The organism is Caulobacter sp. CCG-8 (assembly GCF_037402475.1).
GTDB lineage: Bacteria > Pseudomonadota > Alphaproteobacteria > Caulobacterales > Caulobacteraceae > Caulobacter.
Window position 1 is genome coordinate 191,155 of record NZ_JBBEUD010000007.1, and the last position, 18,076, is coordinate 209,230.

At 69.1% G+C, this 18,076-nt stretch carries 16 protein-coding genes; 5 read left to right on the forward strand and 11 right to left on the reverse strand.

Annotation, left to right across the window (positions count from 1 at the left end; genetic code table 11):
• Window positions 1-71: 71 nt before the first annotated feature.
• A complete protein-coding gene (locus tag WAE60_RS09210; protein ID WP_337685860.1) occupies window positions 72-968 on the reverse strand; it encodes an EamA family transporter in 897 nt (298 codons plus the stop codon).
• A 182-nt stretch (window positions 969-1,150) separates the two neighbouring features.
• Here WAE60_RS09210 and WAE60_RS09215 point away from each other — a divergent pair, with 182 nt between their 5' ends.
• On the forward strand, window positions 1,151-2,215 hold the full coding sequence (locus WAE60_RS09215) for a DUF2855 family protein (protein WP_337685862.1): 1,065 nt from the start codon (window positions 1,151-1,153) through the stop codon (window positions 2,213-2,215).
• Window positions 2,216-2,300: 85 nt separating this feature from the next.
• On the opposite strand, the gene WAE60_RS09220 is transcribed toward WAE60_RS09215, so the two are convergent.
• The 6 genes from WAE60_RS09220 to WAE60_RS09245 all read right to left on the reverse strand — a co-directional run bounded on the left by WAE60_RS09220 (window position 2,301) and on the right by WAE60_RS09245 (window position 8,227).
• A complete protein-coding gene (locus WAE60_RS09220) occupies window positions 2,301-3,596 on the reverse strand; it encodes a hypothetical protein (RefSeq protein ID WP_337685863.1) in 1,296 nt (431 codons plus the stop codon).
• Window positions 3,597-3,660: 64 nt separating this feature from the next.
• Window positions 3,661-5,337: a hypothetical protein gene (locus WAE60_RS09225; protein WP_337685865.1), complete on the reverse strand. Its 1,677-nt coding sequence runs from the start codon at window positions 5,335-5,337 to the stop codon at window positions 3,661-3,663.
• 62 nt (window positions 5,338-5,399) lie between these two features.
• Window positions 5,400-6,482 carry a glycerophosphodiester phosphodiesterase gene (locus WAE60_RS09230; protein ID WP_337685866.1) on the reverse strand — a complete coding sequence of 361 codons (1,083 nt, stop codon included), beginning with the start codon at window positions 6,480-6,482 and terminating at the stop codon, window positions 5,400-5,402.
• A 65-nt stretch (window positions 6,483-6,547) separates the two neighbouring features.
• Entirely contained in the window at window positions 6,548-6,859 is a 312-nt protein-coding gene (locus WAE60_RS09235; RefSeq protein ID WP_029908301.1) for a hypothetical protein, read from the reverse strand.
• Window positions 6,860-7,033: 174 nt separating this feature from the next.
• The gene (locus tag WAE60_RS09240) at window positions 7,034-7,627 is read right to left on the reverse strand and encodes a hypothetical protein (protein WP_337685868.1); all 594 of its coding nucleotides are present in this window, start codon (window positions 7,625-7,627) and stop codon (window positions 7,034-7,036) included.
• A gap of 78 nt (window positions 7,628-7,705) precedes the next feature.
• Window positions 7,706-8,227, reverse strand: coding sequence for a polymer-forming cytoskeletal protein (locus tag WAE60_RS09245; protein WP_337685870.1), 522 nt, complete (start codon window positions 8,225-8,227; stop codon window positions 7,706-7,708).
• Window positions 8,228-8,445: 218 nt separating this feature from the next.
• Here WAE60_RS09245 and WAE60_RS09250 point away from each other — a divergent pair, with 218 nt between their 5' ends.
• Window positions 8,446-9,042 carry a hypothetical protein gene (locus WAE60_RS09250; RefSeq protein WP_337685872.1) on the forward strand — a complete coding sequence of 199 codons (597 nt, stop codon included), beginning with the start codon at window positions 8,446-8,448 and terminating at the stop codon, window positions 9,040-9,042.
• Window positions 9,043-9,045: 3 nt separating this feature from the next.
• Here WAE60_RS09250 and WAE60_RS09255 read toward each other — a convergent pair whose 3' ends face one another.
• Together WAE60_RS09255 and WAE60_RS09260 are read right to left on the reverse strand one after the other, a co-directional pair.
• Window positions 9,046-9,234 carry a hypothetical protein gene (locus WAE60_RS09255; protein WP_029908293.1) on the reverse strand — a complete coding sequence of 63 codons (189 nt, stop codon included), beginning with the start codon at window positions 9,232-9,234 and terminating at the stop codon, window positions 9,046-9,048.
• Between the two features lie 1,018 nt (window positions 9,235-10,252).
• Complete coding sequence (locus WAE60_RS09260; protein ID WP_337685873.1) at window positions 10,253-10,675, reverse strand: helix-turn-helix transcriptional regulator; 423 nt, start codon at window positions 10,673-10,675, stop codon at window positions 10,253-10,255.
• 101 nt (window positions 10,676-10,776) lie between these two features.
• Between WAE60_RS09260 and WAE60_RS09265 the strand changes: the two genes are divergently transcribed.
• Window positions 10,777-11,037 carry a helix-turn-helix transcriptional regulator gene (locus WAE60_RS09265; RefSeq protein WP_337685874.1) on the forward strand — a complete coding sequence of 87 codons (261 nt, stop codon included), beginning with the start codon at window positions 10,777-10,779 and terminating at the stop codon, window positions 11,035-11,037.
• A 126-nt stretch (window positions 11,038-11,163) separates the two neighbouring features.
• On the opposite strand, the gene WAE60_RS09270 is transcribed toward WAE60_RS09265, so the two are convergent.
• Together WAE60_RS09270 and uvrB are read right to left on the reverse strand one after the other, a co-directional pair.
• Window positions 11,164-12,564 (reverse strand): hypothetical protein, encoded by a 1,401-nt coding sequence (locus tag WAE60_RS09270; RefSeq protein ID WP_337685875.1) that lies wholly within the window; start codon window positions 12,562-12,564, stop codon window positions 11,164-11,166.
• A gap of 197 nt (window positions 12,565-12,761) precedes the next feature.
• Window positions 12,762-15,041, reverse strand: a complete 2,280-nt coding sequence (uvrB, locus tag WAE60_RS09275) for an excinuclease ABC subunit UvrB (protein ID WP_337685876.1) — start codon at window positions 15,039-15,041, stop codon at window positions 12,762-12,764.
• 142 nt (window positions 15,042-15,183) lie between these two features.
• On the opposite strand from uvrB, the gene WAE60_RS09280 reads away from it, so the two are divergent.
• Complete coding sequence (locus tag WAE60_RS09280; protein WP_337685878.1) at window positions 15,184-16,575, forward strand: hypothetical protein; 1,392 nt, start codon at window positions 15,184-15,186, stop codon at window positions 16,573-16,575.
• 76 nt (window positions 16,576-16,651) lie between these two features.
• Window positions 16,652-17,908, forward strand: a complete 1,257-nt coding sequence (locus tag WAE60_RS09285; RefSeq protein ID WP_156035582.1) for a hypothetical protein — start codon at window positions 16,652-16,654, stop codon at window positions 17,906-17,908.
• Window positions 17,909-18,076: the final 168 nt, after the last annotated feature.

Genomic DNA, 18,076 nt, shown 5'->3' on the forward strand with positions numbered 1-18,076 from the left:
GTTCGAGGAGCCCGCCTCAAAGCCATTCCATCTGGGTCCCGGCATTCGCCGGGATGAGCGGATGAAGGGGGTTATGCCGGCGCCAGGAACCGCATCCGGACCTTCGGCCACAGCATGTTCACCGCCAGCCCGGCCAGCACCAGCACGGCGGCCAGCAGCTTCCAGCCCGGCAGGCTCTCGTGCAGCAGGATCGCCGAGGCGCCCATGCCGAACACCGGGACCAGCAGGGCCATGGGCGTGACCGTCGCCGCCGGGTGGCGGGCCAGCAGCCAGCCCCAGGCGGCGTAGCCGAACATGGTGTTGCCCACGGCCTGCCAGGCCACCGCGCCCCAGGTCAGGGCGTCGGCGTGGGCCACGCCCGCCACGATGGCCGGCCAGCCCTCCAGCCACAGCGACATCAGGAACAACGGCGGGATCGAGAACAGGCTGGCCCAGACCACATAGGCCAGCATGTTCACCGTCCCGGCCTGACGGGCGACGATGTTGCCGCCGGCCCAGCTGGCGGCCGCGCCCAGCACCAGGATCACGCCCAGCGGGGTGGCCGCCCCGCCGCCGTGGGCGGCGATCAGCACGATGCCCGAGGCGGCCAGCAGCAGGGCCGCGATCTGGAAGCCCTTCACCCGCTCGCCGCTGATCTTCATGGCCATGCCGATGGTGAAGAACACCTGGGTCTGGACCACCAGCGAGGCCAGGCCCGGCGAGATGTGGCCCTTCATGGCCACGAACAGCAGGCCGAACTGCCCGGCCCCGATCAGCACGCCGTAGGCCGCCAGGTTGGTCCACGGGACCTTGGGCCGCTTGACGAAGAACACCATGGGCAACAGCACCAGGGTGAAGCGCAGGGCGGCGAACAGCAGCGGCGGCAGGTGGTCCAGCGCCACGCGGATGACCACGAAGTTGGTGCCCCAGACCGCCACCACGGCCAGCGCCAACAGGAAATGGCGAAGGGGCAGGGGCGTGTCGGTCATGGGCGCGGTCCGATCGCGAGCTGGACAGATGGGTCGGACTTGGGGCTTCGCGCCCGGCGTCGCAACGAAAACATTGTCTCCCGTGACAATGAAGCGGCGGTCCGCCGGACCGATTCAAACAAATGTTTGACGTTTTGTCGCGAGACGCGCCTACCATGGTCGCCAGCAGAGGAGCGACGACGATGGAAGCCTGGGATTTCGTGGTGTCGAAGGGCGATCTGCGGCGGGCCGAGGTCGTGGAGGCCCCGCCGTCCGAACTGGGCGAGGGCCAGGCGCGGCTGGCGATCGAACGCTTCGCCTTGACCTCCAACAACATCACCTACGCCCTGTTCGGCGAGGCCATGCGCTACTGGGACTTCTTCCCCGCGGCCGAGGGCTGGGGCCGGATCCCGGTCTGGGGCTTCGCGCGGGTCGAGGCGTCCGACCATCCGGAGCTCGCGATCGGCCAGCGGTTCTACGGCTATTGGCCGATGTCGACCCACCTGACCGTGACGCCGCGCAAGACCCGGACCGGCTTCGCCGACATCGCGCCGCATCGCCACGGCCTGCCGCCGGTCTACAACCAGTACCAGGCGGTCGGGGCGGCCGATCCGTCCGAGGACCACCAGGCCCTGCTGCGGCCGCTGTTCATCACCGGTTTCCTGATCGAGGACTTCCTGGACGAGAACGCGCTGTTCGGGGCGCGGTCGGTGGTGCTGACCAGCGCCTCGTCCAAGACCGCGATCAGCCTGGCCTTCCAGCTCAAGCAACGCGGCAAGGCCAAGGTCGTCGGCCTGACCTCGGCCCGCAACCGCGCCTTCGTCGAGGGGCTGGGCTTCTACGACCAGGTGGTGGTCTACGAGGACCTGGCGACCGCACCGATCGAGGAACCGGTCGTGTTGGTCGACTTCGCCGGCGACGCGGCCCTTCTGAGGGCGGCGCACGAGCGGTTCGGCGAGGTCCTGGCCTATTCCTGCCTGGTGGGCGGCACGCACTGGGAGGGCGAGCGCGGGGCGGGCGTCATGCCCGGCCCCAAGCCGGCGTTCTTCTTCGCGCCGGACCGCATCCGCAAGCGCGCGACCGACTGGGGAGCGGGCGGGCTGGACGAGCGCCACGACGCCGCCTGGGCCCCGTTCGTCGCTGACGCGCCGCGCTGGCTGCGGATCGTCGAAGGCGCCGGGCCGGAGGCGGTCGCCGAGGCCTACGCGGCCGCGGTGGATGGTACGTCGAGCGCCGACGAGGGACGGGTGCTAAGCCCTCTTCCATAGGGGGTGAAGGCGGGGACACACACTCGCGGCGAGGCCTTGCCGATCTGGCTGGGTCCCTGGAGCGAGTGTGTGTCCCCCTCGTCGTCTATTTCGCCAAATCCGCCGGCGTGGTCGGCTGCGAGATCACCGCCTCCATCCGCGTCCAGCGGGCGTCCTGCGACGGGCCGGCGCGCTCGACGTGGGCGCGGATCATGTCCTGGCCGAGGTTGTAGTTGATCACGTAGCTTCGGTAGGTCTCGATGAAGCTCAGCGACTTCTCGGCCTTGGCGCGCGAGCTGAGGGCGTACTTGGCCAGGGCGGCGACGGCGGCCTCCTTGTCGAGCTTCCCGGACAGGTAGAGGTCGGCGATGGTGTTCTGGACGCTGGCCAGGTCGGCCATGGCGCCGGTCACCGCGTCGTAGGTCTGGGCCGTGGCCGGGTCCAGGCCGGCCAGCGGGTAGAGCGTCTTGCGCTCGAAATTCAGCTTCTCCTCGCCCGGGAAGGCCAGCTTGATCCCGTAATTGGCGCTGCCCTCGGCGATCAGCGACTGCGGCGAGAACAGCGGATAGACGCTGAACTCCACCCAGCCCTTGCCCTTGGTCAGCTTCTCTTCCAGCAGGGCGTTCAGCACGTGGTGGCCGGGATAGCCCTCGTGGCAGCCCAGGTCGACGGCGCGGCTGATCGGGGTGGGCAGGTCGGTGTTGACCTCGATCAGGCTGTGGGCGTCGCCCTTGTACCAGTTGTAGCCGCTCCACGGCTTCTTGGTGACGAACGAGAGGTCGAAGCGCTCGCCCTTGGGCAGGGCGATGTGGGCCTCCGTACGCGCCTTGCACTCGGCGATCGCGGCCTTCATCACCGGCTCCAGCCGGTCGGTCGGGATGGTGTAGCGGGCCTGGAAGGCGCTGACGCGCGTGGCCAGGTCGCCTTCGCCGGGCACCAGCTTGTCGATCTTGGCCAGGATCGGGTCGTAGGCGCTGAGCGGCTTGAGCGGCGGGCGCACGCCGAACAGGCCCTCGGCCTCGTCCTGGAAGCTGAACTTCTGGCCGGCCAGCATGGCCAGGCGGGTCTGGGCGGCCTTGACCTGGCCGGCGAGGAAGGCCTTGCGGCGGACTTCGTCGGGGCTCAGCGCCTTGCCGTCGACGGCCTTCAGGGCCGCGGCCAGGCGGTCGGCCTCGGCGCGCAGGGCGGGCACCTCGCGCGGCTTGGCCTTGGCGGCGGTCGCCCACTCGGCGGGGCCGTAATAGGCGTCGACATAGCCCGGCTCGCGCTCGCCGGCCTCCAGGGTCAGGCGCACGAAGTCCTGGGCGATGACGTCCAGCTTGGCGCCCTCGTTTGGCGCGGCCAGGGCGGGGGCGGCCAGCAGGGCCAGGGCGGCGGTCGCGGCGGCGAGGCGGAGGATCATCGAAGGCGTTCCGGAACGAAGAAGGCGGGCAAGCTGCCTCGCCCCTTCGCTCGGCGCAAGCGGGCTAGCTCTGGGCCAGGGGCAGCTTCGACAGGTCGCCGCCCATCCAGCCCTTGCGGGCCTGGGCCAGATGCTGGTCGGCGGCCTGCGCCTGGCCCAGTTCGCGCTCGGCCTGGGAGAGGACGCTGAGGCTGACGGGGTCGCCGGTGCGGCGGACCAGGGCGGCGCGCGCCTCGGTCGCCGCGCCCTGGGCGTCGCCCGAGGCCAGCAGGGCGGCCGCCAGGCTGCGGCGCACCGGATACCAGATCGGCGGATCGGTCATGTCGGCGAAGCGCTTCTCCTCCAGCTCGGCCGCCTTGCGCAGGAAGCCGGCGGCGACCTTGGGCTGGCCGTCCAGCATGGCCGCGCGGCCTTCCAGCACCAGGTGCGCCAGCCGGGTGACCTCGGCCATCTGGCCGGCGTAGCGGCCAAAGGCCTTCAGCTGGCCCTTGTCGATCTCGACCAGGGCGGCCTCGCGGCGCAGGCCGGCGATGTCCCCGTCGCGGCCCAGGGCCTCGGCGCGGGCGTGGCGCCACATCGCCCGCAGATAGGGCTGGCCCGGGTCGACCAGGGCCAGCACCTCGTCCGTCGGGGCGTAGCGGCCCATCAGGTCGTAGGCCGCGCCGGCCACCATCTGGTTCCAGGCGTCGTCGGGCTTCAGCTTGGGACCGTTGGCGACGGCCGGACGGGCGAGGGCCAGGCCGCCGGCCGCGTCGCCGGACATCAGGGCGCCGGCGATGCCGAACTGCACGTTGTGCCCGTGATAGAACAGGTTGAAGGCCGCGCCGTCGCCCGTGAAGCCCTGGGCCCTGGCGTTGGCCTCGTCCAGCTTGGACGCCTGGGCGTTGGACCGCAGGGCGTCCTCGTACCGACCGACCCAGTAGTAGGTGTGCGAGGGCATGTGGACCAGGTGGCTGGCCGACGGGGCCAGGCCCTCCAGCTTGTCGGCATAGGGCACGGCCCGGGCCGTGAAGCCGCTCATCTCGGTGGCGTGGATGTAGAAGTGGATGGCCGGGGCGTTGTCGGGATCGCGCTTCAGCGCGCCCTCCAGCAGTTCGACGGCGCGGGGCAGGTTGCCCTTGGCGTTGCGCAGCGAAGCCGGGATCATCAGGGCGTCGGCCGCCAGCACGGCCAGCTCGTTGTCGTCCGGATGGGCGCGGGCCAGGGCGTCCATGGCCCTGGCGTAGGCGTCGTCGCCGGGACCCTTGCCGCCGCCGTTCCTGTAGCGGAGCGTCATGGCCGCGATCAGCTCGCGCTCGCGGGGCGGGCCGTTCGCGGCCAGGGTCGTGGCCCGGGCCATCAGGGCGGCCATTTTGGCTTGCGTCTTGGCGTCGATGGTGAAGTTGATCGTGGCCCCGCCGGCCCAGGCCTGGCCCCACAGGCACATGGCGCAGTCCGGATCGCGGCGCGAAGCCTCCTCGAAGGCGGCCAGGGCCGACTTGTGGGCGAAGGCGTGGCCCAGCTCCAGGCCGTTGTCGAAGAAGGCCTGCGCTTCGGGCGAAGCGGTGGCGATCTCCCAGTGGACCTTGCCGTAGCCGTTCATCAGCTCGGTCTGGCGCGGCGGCGAGGCCGCGGCGGCGACGTCGCCCGCGCCCGAGGCGCACAGGCCCATGGCCAGGATCGGCGGGGCGGCCATGTCGGCCTGGGTCAGGCCCGGGACGAGGACCGTCATCAGGCCGGCGGCCAGGATCTTCGCACGCATGGACGTCCCCCCTTTGATCGCGCCAGCATCCGCTCGCGACCCTCGCGGGGTCAAGCGCGGGTCTAGCCCCGCGCCGCGACCGCCAGACCCGGGAAGTCGCTGAACAGGCCGTCGACGCCGGCGGCGTACAGGGCCTTGAACACCGCCGAGACCTCGCCCGGCTGGGCCAGGTAGTCGGCCGCGGCCGCGTCGCCTCGGCGCAGGGACGACGGCAGGAAGTAGTTCTCGGCCCGCACCGTCCAGGGGTGGACCACCAGGCCGGCGGCGTGGGCGTCCTTCACCAGTGCGGTGGCCGGCAGCAGGTTGGTGGCGTCCTGCGGCACGATCTGGGTCTTCTCCGGGCCCAGGCCGTCGGCGTAGAGCGCGACCTCCTTCAGGCCCGAGGGGCTGACCAGCTGGGAATAGGTCACGTTCGGCAGGTCGGCCGGGCCGCCCTCGCCGGCGGTCAGCAGCACCAGGCGCGCCTTGGTCTTGGCGCGGATGGTCTTCAGCGGCGTGACCTCGAAGCACTGGACGAAGACCGGAGCCGTCGCGGAGTCCAGGTCGTTCTTCTTGAGAAGGGCCACGAGGCGATCCTCGACCGGCAGGCCGATGCCGGCGAAGTAGCTGGGGTGCTTCATCTCCGGGTAAACCCCGATCGTCCGGCCCGTGCGCTGGCTGCCCGCCTTGGCGATGGCCACGACCTCGTCGAAGGTCAGCAGCTGAGCCTGGCCGTCGTATTTCGTATTGGCGGGCCGCAGCTGCGGCAGCCGCTCGCGGGCCCGCAGGGTCTTGATCTCGGCCAGGGTGAAGTCCTCGGTGAACCAGCCGGTGACCGACTGGCCGTCGATGGTCTTGGTCGCCTTGCGGTCGGCGAACTCGGCGCGCGAGCCGACGTCGGTGGTGCCGCCGATCTCGTTCTCGTGCCGGGCGATCAGGTGGCCGTCCTTGGTCGGCACCAGGTCCGGCTCGATGAAGTCGCAGCCCTGGTCGATGGCCAGGTCGTACGAGAGCGCGGTGTGCTCCGGCCGCAGGCCCGAGGCGCCCCGGTGGGCGATGACGATCGGCGTCTTCGGGGCGCGAGCGAAGCTCAGGCCCGGAGCCAGGGTTCCCGCCAGGGCGGCGGTGGTGAGGGCGCGTCGGGTCAGCAGGGTCATGTCGGCCATCTAGCGCGCCGATGTGACGGTTTGACCAGCCCGCCGCGTCCTTCCGCCCGGGATTTCGCCGGCGCCTAGTCCTTGCCCGAACGGTTCAGGATGGCGCGCAGCCCCTGGGCCTTCTGCGGCAGGTCGGCGGCCAGGCGCGAGGCCATTTCCCGCACGCCCACGGCGTAGGCGTCGCCGCCCTCGGCGATCTCGTGGGCCCGGGCGGCCAGGTCGTCCAGGTCGCGGCCCATGGCCTCGATCTGCTCGCGGGCCAGCAGGCGGGCCTCCTGCTGCAAACGCCGGACGCGCTGGGTCGTGGTCTCGGGACCGCGGCTCAGATTGTAGACTTCGACGGGCTCGACTTGGTCGGGGACCACGGTCAAAAGCGGGCCGTTCATGGACGTCTTCGCTCCTCGGGCGGCGTCCAAACGCGGCGCCGGCCCTCGAGAGTACAAGGTGCGCCGGAGCGCGGCCGTTCCCCGGGTTTCGCCTGATCCGTGCGATCGGGCGGGTTAAGTGTCCTGCCTGCCACAGCTTCGCGCCCAGGGGGATTCCGGCGCCTGTTTCGGAGGCTATCGGGCGCCCGTCTTGCCCGGTTCCTGGCCCGCTTCCTGGCCCGGTTCCTGGCCCGCCGCCTTGCCCGCCACTTGGGCGCCCGGCTCGCACGGGCCCTGGTAGGTGCTGGTCGCCTGGGCGTGCAGGGTCTGGCGGCGTCCGAAGGCCGAGACGACCAGCTGCAGGTCGGTCTGCGCCGTCGTGACGAAGTCGCCGCGCGCCGTGCCGGTCAGCACGTAGTCGATGTGGTTCTTCTGGCAGGCCAGGTCGATGCGGAAGCCGTCGACGGTGCGGGTCATCCCGGGACTGCCGCAGGGCGAGACCTTGCGGGCCGCCTCGGCGCCGGGGTCGAAGCCCTCGGCCACGCACTGGGTCGATTCCTGGGGCCCGCTGGGGGACTGGGTCACGGTCTTCCAGAGGCCGGGCTTGAGCGTGGTCGGCCCGCCCGCGGCGGGGGCCGCGTCCTGGGCCGTCGCCGGGACCGGGCCGGAGCCCGCCGCGCCCGGCGCGCCGGCGCGGTCGTCGGTCCGCGAGCAGCCGGCGGCCCCGGAAACGACCAGGCCGAGCAGGATCGGAACCAGGAAACGCGGGTTCTGGACCAGGGAACGCATGGCAAATCCTAGCGCGGTCGGCGGCCGACGGCAAAGACCCCATGCCCTCGCCGCGCCGCCCGAGACCTCAACGCGCGATCAGCCCGGATAGACGGCCATGGCCGGCGACTGGACGCCGGGCGCCGGCGCCTGGGGCGCGGCGGGGGCCGGAGCAGCGGCCGTCGGGGCCGGGGCCTGGCGCTGGAACTTCAGGCTGCGGCCCTGGAACTGGGCGCCGCTCTCCATGGCCAGCTGCTCGTGGGTGATGTCGCCGTCCACGACGGCCGTCCCATAAAGGCGCACCTGCTTGGCCGAGACCTGGCCGGTCACCCGGCCGTGGATCTCGATGACCTGGGCGTGGAGCGAGCCCTCGACCCGGGCGTTGGGGCCCAGGACCAGCTTGCCCACGCGGATGTCGCCCTGGACCACGCAGTCCAGGTGCACCTCGCCGTCGCCCATCACGTCGCCCTTGATGGCCACGCCCTGGGCCAGCATCGAGGCCGGCTTGGGACGGGGCGGCGGGACGGGGGCCTGGACCGGCGAGACCAGCTGGACCGGCTCGTTCTGGGCCAGCGGCGTGAAGGCCGGGGCGGGGACGGTGTCTTTCTTCTTGGCGAACATGGCTGCGGCCTTGTCTCGAAATGGGTCGTTGTGGGTTGGGAGGAGCAAGAGCTGGGCCGTGGCGCGGCGAACACTTGCCCCCTCCGGGCCTTCGTCCCTCCTCCTCCGGAGGGGGAAGAGCGCGAGGCTCCGCCCCTGCGGGGGCGGACAGGCGGCGAAGCCGCCAGGTGGGGGCAAGCGGCGACTCGCTCCATGGTCTCCGGCAAGCGGAGTCCCCCATGCCCGACCAATCCCTCGACCAGCTCATCGACCGCCTCCGCGCCGTGGAGGCCGAGATCGAGGCGGCGTTCGCCGCGCGGGACGCGGCCCGGGCGGCGGAGGCGGGGTTCACGCTCGAGAACGGCAAGCCCTGCTTCAAGGCCGACGCGCTCCGCCGCCAGCGTGCCCACCGCAAGGGCCTGAACGTGGCCCGCACGCCCTGGCCCACCCTGCTGACCATGCCGCTGATCTACGGCATGGCCCTGCCGCTCGCCATCCTCGACCTCAGCGTCAGCCTCTACCAGCTGGGCTGCTTCACGGCCTGGGGGATCGCCCGGGTGAAGCGCTCGGACTACGTGGTCATCGACCGCCACCGGCTCGGCTACCTGAACCCGGTGCAGAAGCTCAACTGCGTGTTCTGCGGCTACGGCAACGGCGTCATCGCCTACGCCCGCGAGATCACCGCCCGCACCGAGCAGTACTGGTGCCCGATCAAGCACGCCCTGAAGGTCAAGGGCAGCCACGAGCGCTACCGGACCTACCAGGCCTATGGCGACGCCGAGGGCTATGTGGCGAGCTCGGGGGCCTATCGCGAGCGGCTGAGGCGGGGAGAATAGGGCTCATCGCCGCGCGGCCGCCGCGTCCCGCGCGGCCTGGAGGGCGGCCAGCCGCCGGTCGATCTCGCGATAGAGGACCTCGAACCGGGCCTGTTCCTCGGGCGTCCTGAGATGCAGGGGCAGGGGCTTGGCGAGGCGGGGGCGCCGCCCCTGCTTCGGGGGCTCGGGCGTCTTGGGGCGGGGTCGGGTCATGGAGGGCTCCTTCTCTTGAGGACTGTGCGGCGATCCCTTGCCCCCTACGGACCGCTGCGCGGTCGTCTTCCCCCGGAGGGGGAAGAGGGGGTGAGCACGCGTCCTCCGCCCCCTATGGGGGCGGACAGGCGGCGAAGCCGCCAGGTGGGGGCAAGTGGGTGTGATCCCACGCCAGTCTGGCTGTGAGCTGGAAAGGGACGCGGAGCGCCGGACGACGTCCGGAGTTCTGTGTGTTGTAACCGTTTCGACGAAGCCGATCGCTCCGCGCGCTCGTTATCCGCCAGCGTCCGGTAGGCAGCCCTGTTGAGGCTTAGCCGGACACCCGGCCCGTCGTTTCCGACGAGACCCGGCGCTGGGGGACGCGGATCATGAGACACGCACGCCGATCCCCAGCCACGCCGACGGCGGGCGGGGCCTGCAACGCCAGGCTCCCCGGACACGCTGGAGTAACCCCCTCCAGCCCAGTCCCGCTCGATCGCCCCCCGCCGCCGCATCGGTCGCTGGCCATGCGCCCTTTCCCTGCGACGAGGTGGGTCAAGGATACGGGCGGTCTGGGAGGGTGAGGACAAATCGGGTCGAAAAAGTTCAGGGTGTTGAAATCGCTGAACTCTGTCCGCTATCCGCCGAGCGCAAACGCTCCTTCCCTCCCCCTTGTGGGGAGGGTGGCCCTGGCGGGGCCAGGGTCGGGTGGGGGCTGCTGACTCACCAGATCAAGACCCGTCAACCCCCTGCACCGATCCCCCACCCGTCGGCTTCGCCGCCACCCTCCCCACAAGGGGGAGGGACGGGCGCCAAGATCGGCCCCTCCCTCGCGGGCTGGGGACGCGCACTCACGGCAAGGCCTTGCCGGTTGCTTCACGGCCGTGAGGTGAGTGCGTGTCCCCTACGTCGCCCAGGGCGCCGGTGGGCCTGGATCCCGACCTCAGCGGACGACTTGGGGGACACGCACTCACCTTGGGCCCCGAGCGAAGCGCACCGGCGCCGTGCCGTGAGTGCGCGTCCCCGGCGCGCATCCAGCTCACGCCGCCGAGCCCCGCAACGCCGCCGCCGTCGTCTGGACCAATGCCGCCAGCCGATGGCGCAGCGGCCCGGGCGGCAGGTCCAGCCAGGCCTCGGCAAGGGCCAGGCCGCCGGGCGCGACCAGCATCCGCGCCGTCAGCGAGGCCTCGGGTTCGAGCCCCTCCTTCGCCGGCAGGCCGGCGACCGTCTCCGGCAGGCCGTCGAAGAAGAAGGCGATCGGCACCTCCAGCGCCCCGGAGATGGCGTGCAGGGCCGAGGCGCTGATCCGGTTGGCGCCGGTCTCGTACTTCTGGACCTGCTGGAACGTCAGCCCGATCCGCTCGGCCAGCGCCTGCTGGCTCAACCCCCGCAGCTTCCGCCGCCATCGCACGGCCCGCCCGACATGGACGTCGACGGGATGGGGGCCGGCGGTGGGTTTCATGATGCGCCTTTAGGATCGGAGTGAGCGAGACCGCCAGTTCATCACAATCTGTAGGATATAGACAGTGGTTTAATAGCCCGCATCAACCGCGTCATGCGGCGATGGATGGACGATCCCTGGTAGCCTGGAACCTGCGGCGGCTGCGCGTGGCGCGCGGCCTGTCGCAAGAGCGGCTGGCCTTGGAGTCCGGTGTCGACCGCGCCTATGTCAGCGGCCTGGAGCGCGGGCGGGAGAACCCGACCGTCGACGTGCTGGATCGCTTGGCCACCGTCCTAGTCGCCCCGCTGGCGGCCTTCTTCGCCGAGCCCGACGACCCGGCGGAACCAGCACCAGCGCTGAAGGCGGGCCGGAAGCCCAAGTAGGCTTCCTTTTCCTTTTTCGGGAGAAGGTGTCGACGAAGCCGATGGGTGAGGCACTGAAAGTCTTGTCCAAGAGATCTGAGGAGTCTCTAGCCGAACCTCATTTCGCGGCCCCGGCCCTTCCAGGGGCTAGAAGATTTCCTTGGATATGTCGCTTGCTGAATTTAGGCCGCCCCGATGATCGCTGCCGGTTTTTGGAAGTATGAACGTATATCGAGCGTCATTCTGATATATCAATTTGTAATGCTTTCCATCTTCGGTGATGGAAAAGCCCAAACTGCACAACGCAGAATGTGTAGACTTCGTCATTGATCGATATCCCCGCAGGGATTCTTTTATAATCTTTCTATTTTCATGATTTATTCCCTTTGTTGGGTTAGATTTTATTATGTCTTGGAGAATGTGATCTCTGCGGCTTCCGGCTTTGACGGATTTTTGAGCATCTGTCATCGCGTCCAAAGCGATCTCAAAGGCTTCGCCCGTATAAAATTCCTGTTCCGAGTCGAGTCGAAGGCTGATTCCCGATGCGGCGGGATTTCGCGTTTCGTATCCACGAACTTCTCCCTTTAGGCGAGATATTTCTGCCTCTGCTGCGGAGAGCTGATCGTCCTTTGACTTCAATTCCCGGTCGAAAACTTCGATGTATTTTTCGACTTCCCGCGATCCTGAGGATTTTAGAGCCTCAAAAGCTATGCGCGAAGCAGCCTCTTGCGCGGAGGCCCACGTGCAGCGAAACATGAGTCGACGATTTAAAAGTGCGGTTCTTATTTGTTCAATTATTTCCTTCTTTAGTTCAGACCTGTTTGGGAAAGAGCTTCTAAAAAATATAGAAGCACGGCCTCCGTCAGGCCAGTAAATCCCTACAGCTCCGCCGTAAACATTTTTAGATGAAACTTCAAACTGTAGTTTCTGTGAAAATTGCCGATTTGGTTCGACCACAACGTGAGCCATGCCGGATATGTCGTTTGCTAGCGAATTTATGTCTATGTCATATTTTCCATAGAAATCGCAGCTGATGTAAACTACCGGAAGGCGGCATCCTGCAACGCCATTTATTAGTTGAGAAGCGAGGTCGACATCATCTATTTGTAGCAAATGAGGTATTTGCTTAACATATAAAGACCCGTCCTTTCCGCCCTCTAGGCCATCCAGCAATTTTCGCGCGATAATCGGCTTCTTGGCAGGCGGGAGTCTGACTGTGGGATGATTAGACTCTCGGGATATGCGAATACCGACCCATGAATCTGTATCCCTTCTAGAGAATACGATTTCGGTAAACCATTGTATATCATCATCAATTATATTTCTTCGGATGGATGCGATATCATGACCATCTAAAGGTACAATGAGTGATTCAATAGATTCATTGTTCTTCTTGATGGTTAATCCGCCGACGTCTGGGATTTTAGATAAATCTTCGGTGTTAAATGTAGTGTGTGGAGATTTCAGGACCCATTCTTTAACGATGCCTAAAAAATCCGAAGCCCTATAAATCGGATTTACCGGAAACTCAGTCGAAAAAGACAACATAGCGCGCCTCCCCAGTCGTGCAGGGGGCATGGTCGCTCTCGTAAACCACTTCGTCAAGCGAAGGCGAAGTCTAGGTCGTGTGCGGGATCAGCTAGTCGTTCCCCTTCCAATCTGCATTGCGAGATGCGACCGAGAGGTTGGGATGACTACTAGGGCTAGGAATGGGAGGCTAAACCGCGCAAGCGCATGTCCGCCCCCTACAGCCTTCCCTTCCGAAACGCCTCCGCCTGCTCAGCCCGCAGCTCCGCGCGCACCCGTTTCGGCATCGCCTTGTCCACCGCCTCGCCCGGCGCCGTCAGGGCCTCGTTGGCGAACTCCAGGTCCATCAGCTTCATCCGCTTGATCTCGTCGCGCAGCCGCGCGGCCGTCTCGAACTCCAGGTTCGCGGCGGCCTCGCGCATCTTGGCTTCCAGGTCCTTGAGCGCGGCCTTGAAGTTGTCGCCGCTGAACGGCTTGGCGTCCTTGCCGTCGCCGATGCCGCCGATGGGCACCAGGATGCGGTCGCCGCGCTCGTAGGGGCTGTCGAGGATGTCCTTGATGTCGCGCTTGACGCTCTCGGGCGTGATGCCGTGCTCGAGGTTGTAGGCGTGCTGCTTCTCGCGGCGGCGGGCGGTCTCCTCCATGGCCCGCTCCATGCTGCCGGTGACCCGGTCGGCATAGAGGATGACCTTGCCGTCGACGTTGCGCGCGGCGCGGCCGATGGTCTGGATCAGGGAGGTCTCCGAGCGCAGGAAGCCTTCCTTGTCGGCGTCGAGGATGGCGACCAGGCCGCATTCGGGGATGTCCAGGCCCTCGCGCAGCAGGTTGATGCCCACGAGGACGTCGAACATGCCCAGGCGCAGGTCGCGGATGATCTCGATCCGCTCCATGGTGTCGACGTCGCTGTGCATGTAGCGCACGGCGATCCCCTGCTCGTTGAGGTATTCGGTCAGGTCCTCGGCCATCTTCTTGGTCAGGACGGTGACCAGGGTGCGGTAGCCCTTGGCCTTGGTCTGGCGGATCTCGTCGACCACGTCGTCGACCTGGCTGGCGCCGTCCTTGGAGACCGGGCGGACCTCGACCGGCGGGTCGATCAGGCCGGTGGGGCGGATCACCTGCTCGGCGAAGACGCCGCCGGCCCGCTCCAGCTCCCACTTGGCCGGGGTGGCGCTGACGTGCACCGACTGCGGGCGCATGGCGTCCCACTCCTCGAACTTGAGGGGGCGGTTATCCAGGGCTGACGGCAGGCGGAAGCCGTACTCGGCCAGGGTCCATTTGCGATTGCGGTCGCCCTTGTACATGGCGCCGATCTGCGGAACGGTCTGGTGGCTCTCGTCGGTGAAGAGGAGGGCGTTGTCGGGGATGTATTCGAAGAAGGTGGGCGGCGGCTCGCCCGGCCGGCGGCCCGACAGGTAGCGGCTGTAGTTCTCGATGCCGGCGCACGAGCCGGTGGTTTCGATCATCTCCAGGTCGAAGGTGGTGCGCTGCTCCAGGCGCTGGGCCTCCAGCAGCTTGCCGTTCTCGGTCAGCCAGGCGAGGCGCTCCTTCAGCTCCTCGCGGATGCTGACGATGGCCTGGCGCAGGGTGGGGCGCGGGGTGACGTGGTGGCTGTTGGCGTAGACCTTGATCATCTCCAGGTCGCCGGTCTTCTTGCCGGTCAGCGGGTCGAACTCGCTGATCGCCTCGACCTCGTCGCCGAACAGGGAAACGCGCCAGGCGCGGTCCTCGTAGTGGGCGGGGAAGATCTCGATGGTGTCGCCGCGGCGGCGGAACGTGCCGCGCTCGAAGGCGGCGTCGTTGCGCTTGTACTGCTGGGCGACCAGGTCGGCCATCATCTGCTTTTCGTTGATGGTCTGGCCGACCTCCAGGGTGAAGGTCATGGCCGTGTAGGTCTCGACCGAGCCGATGCCGTAGATGCAGCTGACCGAGGCCACCACGATCACGTCGTCGCGCTCCAGGATCGCCCGCGTCGCCGAGTGGCGCATGCGGTCGATCTGCTCGTTGATCGAGCTGTCCTTCTCTATGTAGGTGTCGGTCCGCGGCACGTAGGCTTCGGGCTGGTAGTAGTCGTAGTAGCTGACGAAGTACTCGACCGCGTTGTCGGGAAAGAAGCCCTTCATCTCGCTGTAGAGCTGGGCGGCCAGGGTCTTGTTCGGGGCCAGGATCAGGGCCGGGCGCTGGGTGGCCTCGATGACCTTGGCCATGGTGAAGGTCTTGCCCGAGCCGGTGACGCCCAGCAGCACCTGGTCGTTCTCGCGGCCTTCCAGGCCCGCGACGAGCTCGGCGATCGCCGTCGGCTGGTCGCCGGCGGGCTGGTAGTCGGAGACCAGCTTGAACCTCTTGCCGCCTTCCGACTTCTCCGGGCGCGCGGGGCGGTGCGGCTGCCACAGGGCGGGCGTGGCGGCGGCGTCGACCTCGGCGTCCAGGGCGACGTCATGGATGAACTTGGCGGAGACGTCGGAAACGCCGCCGGCATCGGTCTCTGGGGATCGGGCCATGTCTGGAAGGTAGGACCGCCGGGCCGGGAAGGCTAGGGGGGCTGCTGACACGGACTGTCAGCAGCTTGGCGGCAGGTGGCGGCAGTCCGGCTTTATGGTTAAGGTTGTCACGGTCGGTCGGACGACCTTGGGGGTAGGGATCATGATCAGCGTGAAGCTTGGCGCGGGCCTCGCGGCCTTGGGTCTGTTCGTCAGCGTCGCGGGCGCCGCCTCGGCCCAGACGCCGGACATGAAGCTGATCAACGGCCCGGTCTATGGCGAGCTGCGCGACGTGCTGGGCGCGACCCTGCCGGTGGCGACGCCCAGTGCGAAATGCCCCAAGCCCCTGGCCCTGCCGGACGGCGCGTGCCTCGACCGCGTGGTGGCCGGGATGAAGGCGCGCGGCGCGACGGTCGACCGCGCCCTGACCGGCCGCGGCGTCGAGGGCGGGGCGGGGGCGGTGATCTCCGGCCAGCTGGGTCGCGACTTCCGCCTCTACGACGTGTCGCTGGGCGCCGGCGGGCCGGTGGTGACGCCGGTCGACCTGCCCAGCTCGCAGGTCCACGTGCCGCGCGACTGCTTTTCCATCGGCCGGGGCGTCGACTACCGGCTCGACGTGCGCGACGGCCAGCTGGTGGCGCGCGAGGTCCAGTCCGTGTCGTGCGGCGGGCCGCCGCCGCCGATCGGTTACGGCGGACCGCGCCGGCCGCCGATCCTGGCGGGCGAGCCGGGCGAGCGCTGGCCGGCGACCGGCCTGGTGGCGGTGCGCGGCGCGCCCCGGCAGCTGGCCGCCCCGCGTCCGGACTGCCCGCCCGACGCGGCCCTGCGCGACGGCGTCTGCTTCGCCGCCGGCATCGGCGTCCTGGCCGCCCAGCCGGGCCTGAAGGAGCTGGACGTGATCGGCGCCAAGCGCCTGACCGCCCCGGGCCAGGTGCTGACCAGCAAGGAGACCGAGCAGTATGTGCTCAAGCGCAAGGGCAAGACCGGCTTCAAGGCCGACAAGCGCTGGTTCGACAAGTCGCAGCTGTCGGCTCCGGCCGGCTGCGGCCTGACCACGCCGGTCGACTTCGAGGTCGAGCCCGGCGACCGGGTGCACGAGCGGGCCGTGGCCGGCTGCGGCGCGCCGGCCGCCCCGCCGCCGACCGCGACCTACGAGGCCTACGGCGCGACCCTGCCGGTGGTGTTCGGCAACCGCCAGGGCTGCGCCGAGCGCGGCGAGCAGCTGCTGGGCGACGCCTGCTTCTCCGAGGTGATCCGCTGGATGAAGGCGCGGGGCGTCCCCAAGGGCGAAGTGCTGATCCTGGACCGGCCCTACGGCCTGGGCACGCGGATCAATGGCTCGAGCGGCGTCCGCTACTCGTTCGCCGACGTCTGGGCCAATCCGGACGGGACCTACAAGGCCGACCGCAAGCACGACTACGCCCGCCGCATCGACACCGGCGGCTGCGCCACGGTCAGCGACGCGGGATCGGACGCCAGCGGCCTGGTTCTGGTCCGCGCCGACGGCGGGGTGATGGCCCGGGCCTATCAGTGGGTGGCCTGCCCGGTCCGGTAGGGGCGCGGCGCGGACTTGCGATGGCCGCAATCTTGAGCTGAGTTCCCCTTCGAGCAGGGGAGGCGACTCTATGGGCGTGACGCGCAGGAGCATGGCGGCCGGCCTGGCGATGACCGGGGCGACGGCGGGCGCGCTTCCGGGCCTGGCCCGGGGCCAGGCGGCGCCGCTTCAGCCCACGGGCCCCAGCCCCCAGACCAGCCTGTTCCTCAGCGGACGCTACCTGCCGACCTGGCGGGCCATCCAGGCCGCGCCGACGGACCCGTCGCTGCAGCAGGCGGCCTCGTTCCTCGGCGACGAGGGGATCGCCCTGAGGTCGGCCGCCATGGGACCGGCGGACGACCCGCCCCTGGCCGCCGAGGCGACCGCCCAGGACGCCGTGGCCGCCATCGTCGAGGCGGCGCGCGACCGCCGCGTGGTCATGTTGAACGAGGCCCACGTCGCCTCGCGCCATCGCTGGTTCCTGGCCCGCCTGCTGCGCGCCCTGCGGCCGCTGGGCTTCGAGATCCTGGCCGCCGAGGACTTCCTCAACAGCCGCAGCCCCGGCGCGCCGGACGTGCGGACCTTCAAGGCCGGGGCGGCCCTGAACCCGGCCTTCGGCTACTATCTGCATGACCCGGTCTATGGCGAGGCGGTGCGCGAGGCGGCCGAGCTGGGCTATCGGCTGGCGGCCTACGAGCAGCGCCAGGATCAACGCCGGGCGGGCGAGACCGGCGCGGCCGCCATCGTGCGCCGCGAGCCGGCCCAGGCCGAGAACTTCATCGCCGACGTGCTGACGCCGAACCCGGACGCGCGGGTCCTGGTCCATTGCGGCTACGCCCACCTGCGCAAGACGCCCGACCACCGGGGCCTGCTGTGGTTCGCCGCCCAGCTGCGCGAGAAGGCGGGCGTCGATCCGCTGTGCGTCTCCCAGGCCTATACGGGCTCGTTCGCGCCGCACGCCGCCGACCCGCCGATGACGACGGCGGTGCTGGAGCGCTTCAAGCCCGCGGACTCCATCGTCGTGCGCGGTCCGGACGGCTGGATCGGCGCGAAGCCGGCGGGGGCGGACCTGGCGGTGTTCCACCCGCCCGTGGCCGACGTCGCCGGACGGCCCGGCTGGCTGGCCGCCGATCCCACGCGCCGCCGGCTGGAGGCCGCCGTCCCCGGCCCCCGCGAGGCGGCGGTCATCGTCCAGGCCGTCCACGCGGTCGAGCCCGACCTGGCCATCCCGGCCGACCAGCAGGTGCTGGCGCCCGGCGCGACCTCGGCGGTGCTGTTCCTGCGGCCCGGCGACTACCGCCTGCGGCTGGAGACCGAGGCGGGTTTCGTCCCGCTGAAGTCGGTGACCGTCTGAAGCCACGCGTCACGGCAAAGGTCTGACCACTGCGTCCCGCAAGCTTCACCGATGGGCGTTCTCCCGAACAAGGCGCAAATGTGGTCAGACAAATACGCGCCGGAAACGAAGCTGAAACGACCCGAGACTAAGGCCACGCTCCGCGATCCCGTGGCGTCGCGGCCGTCC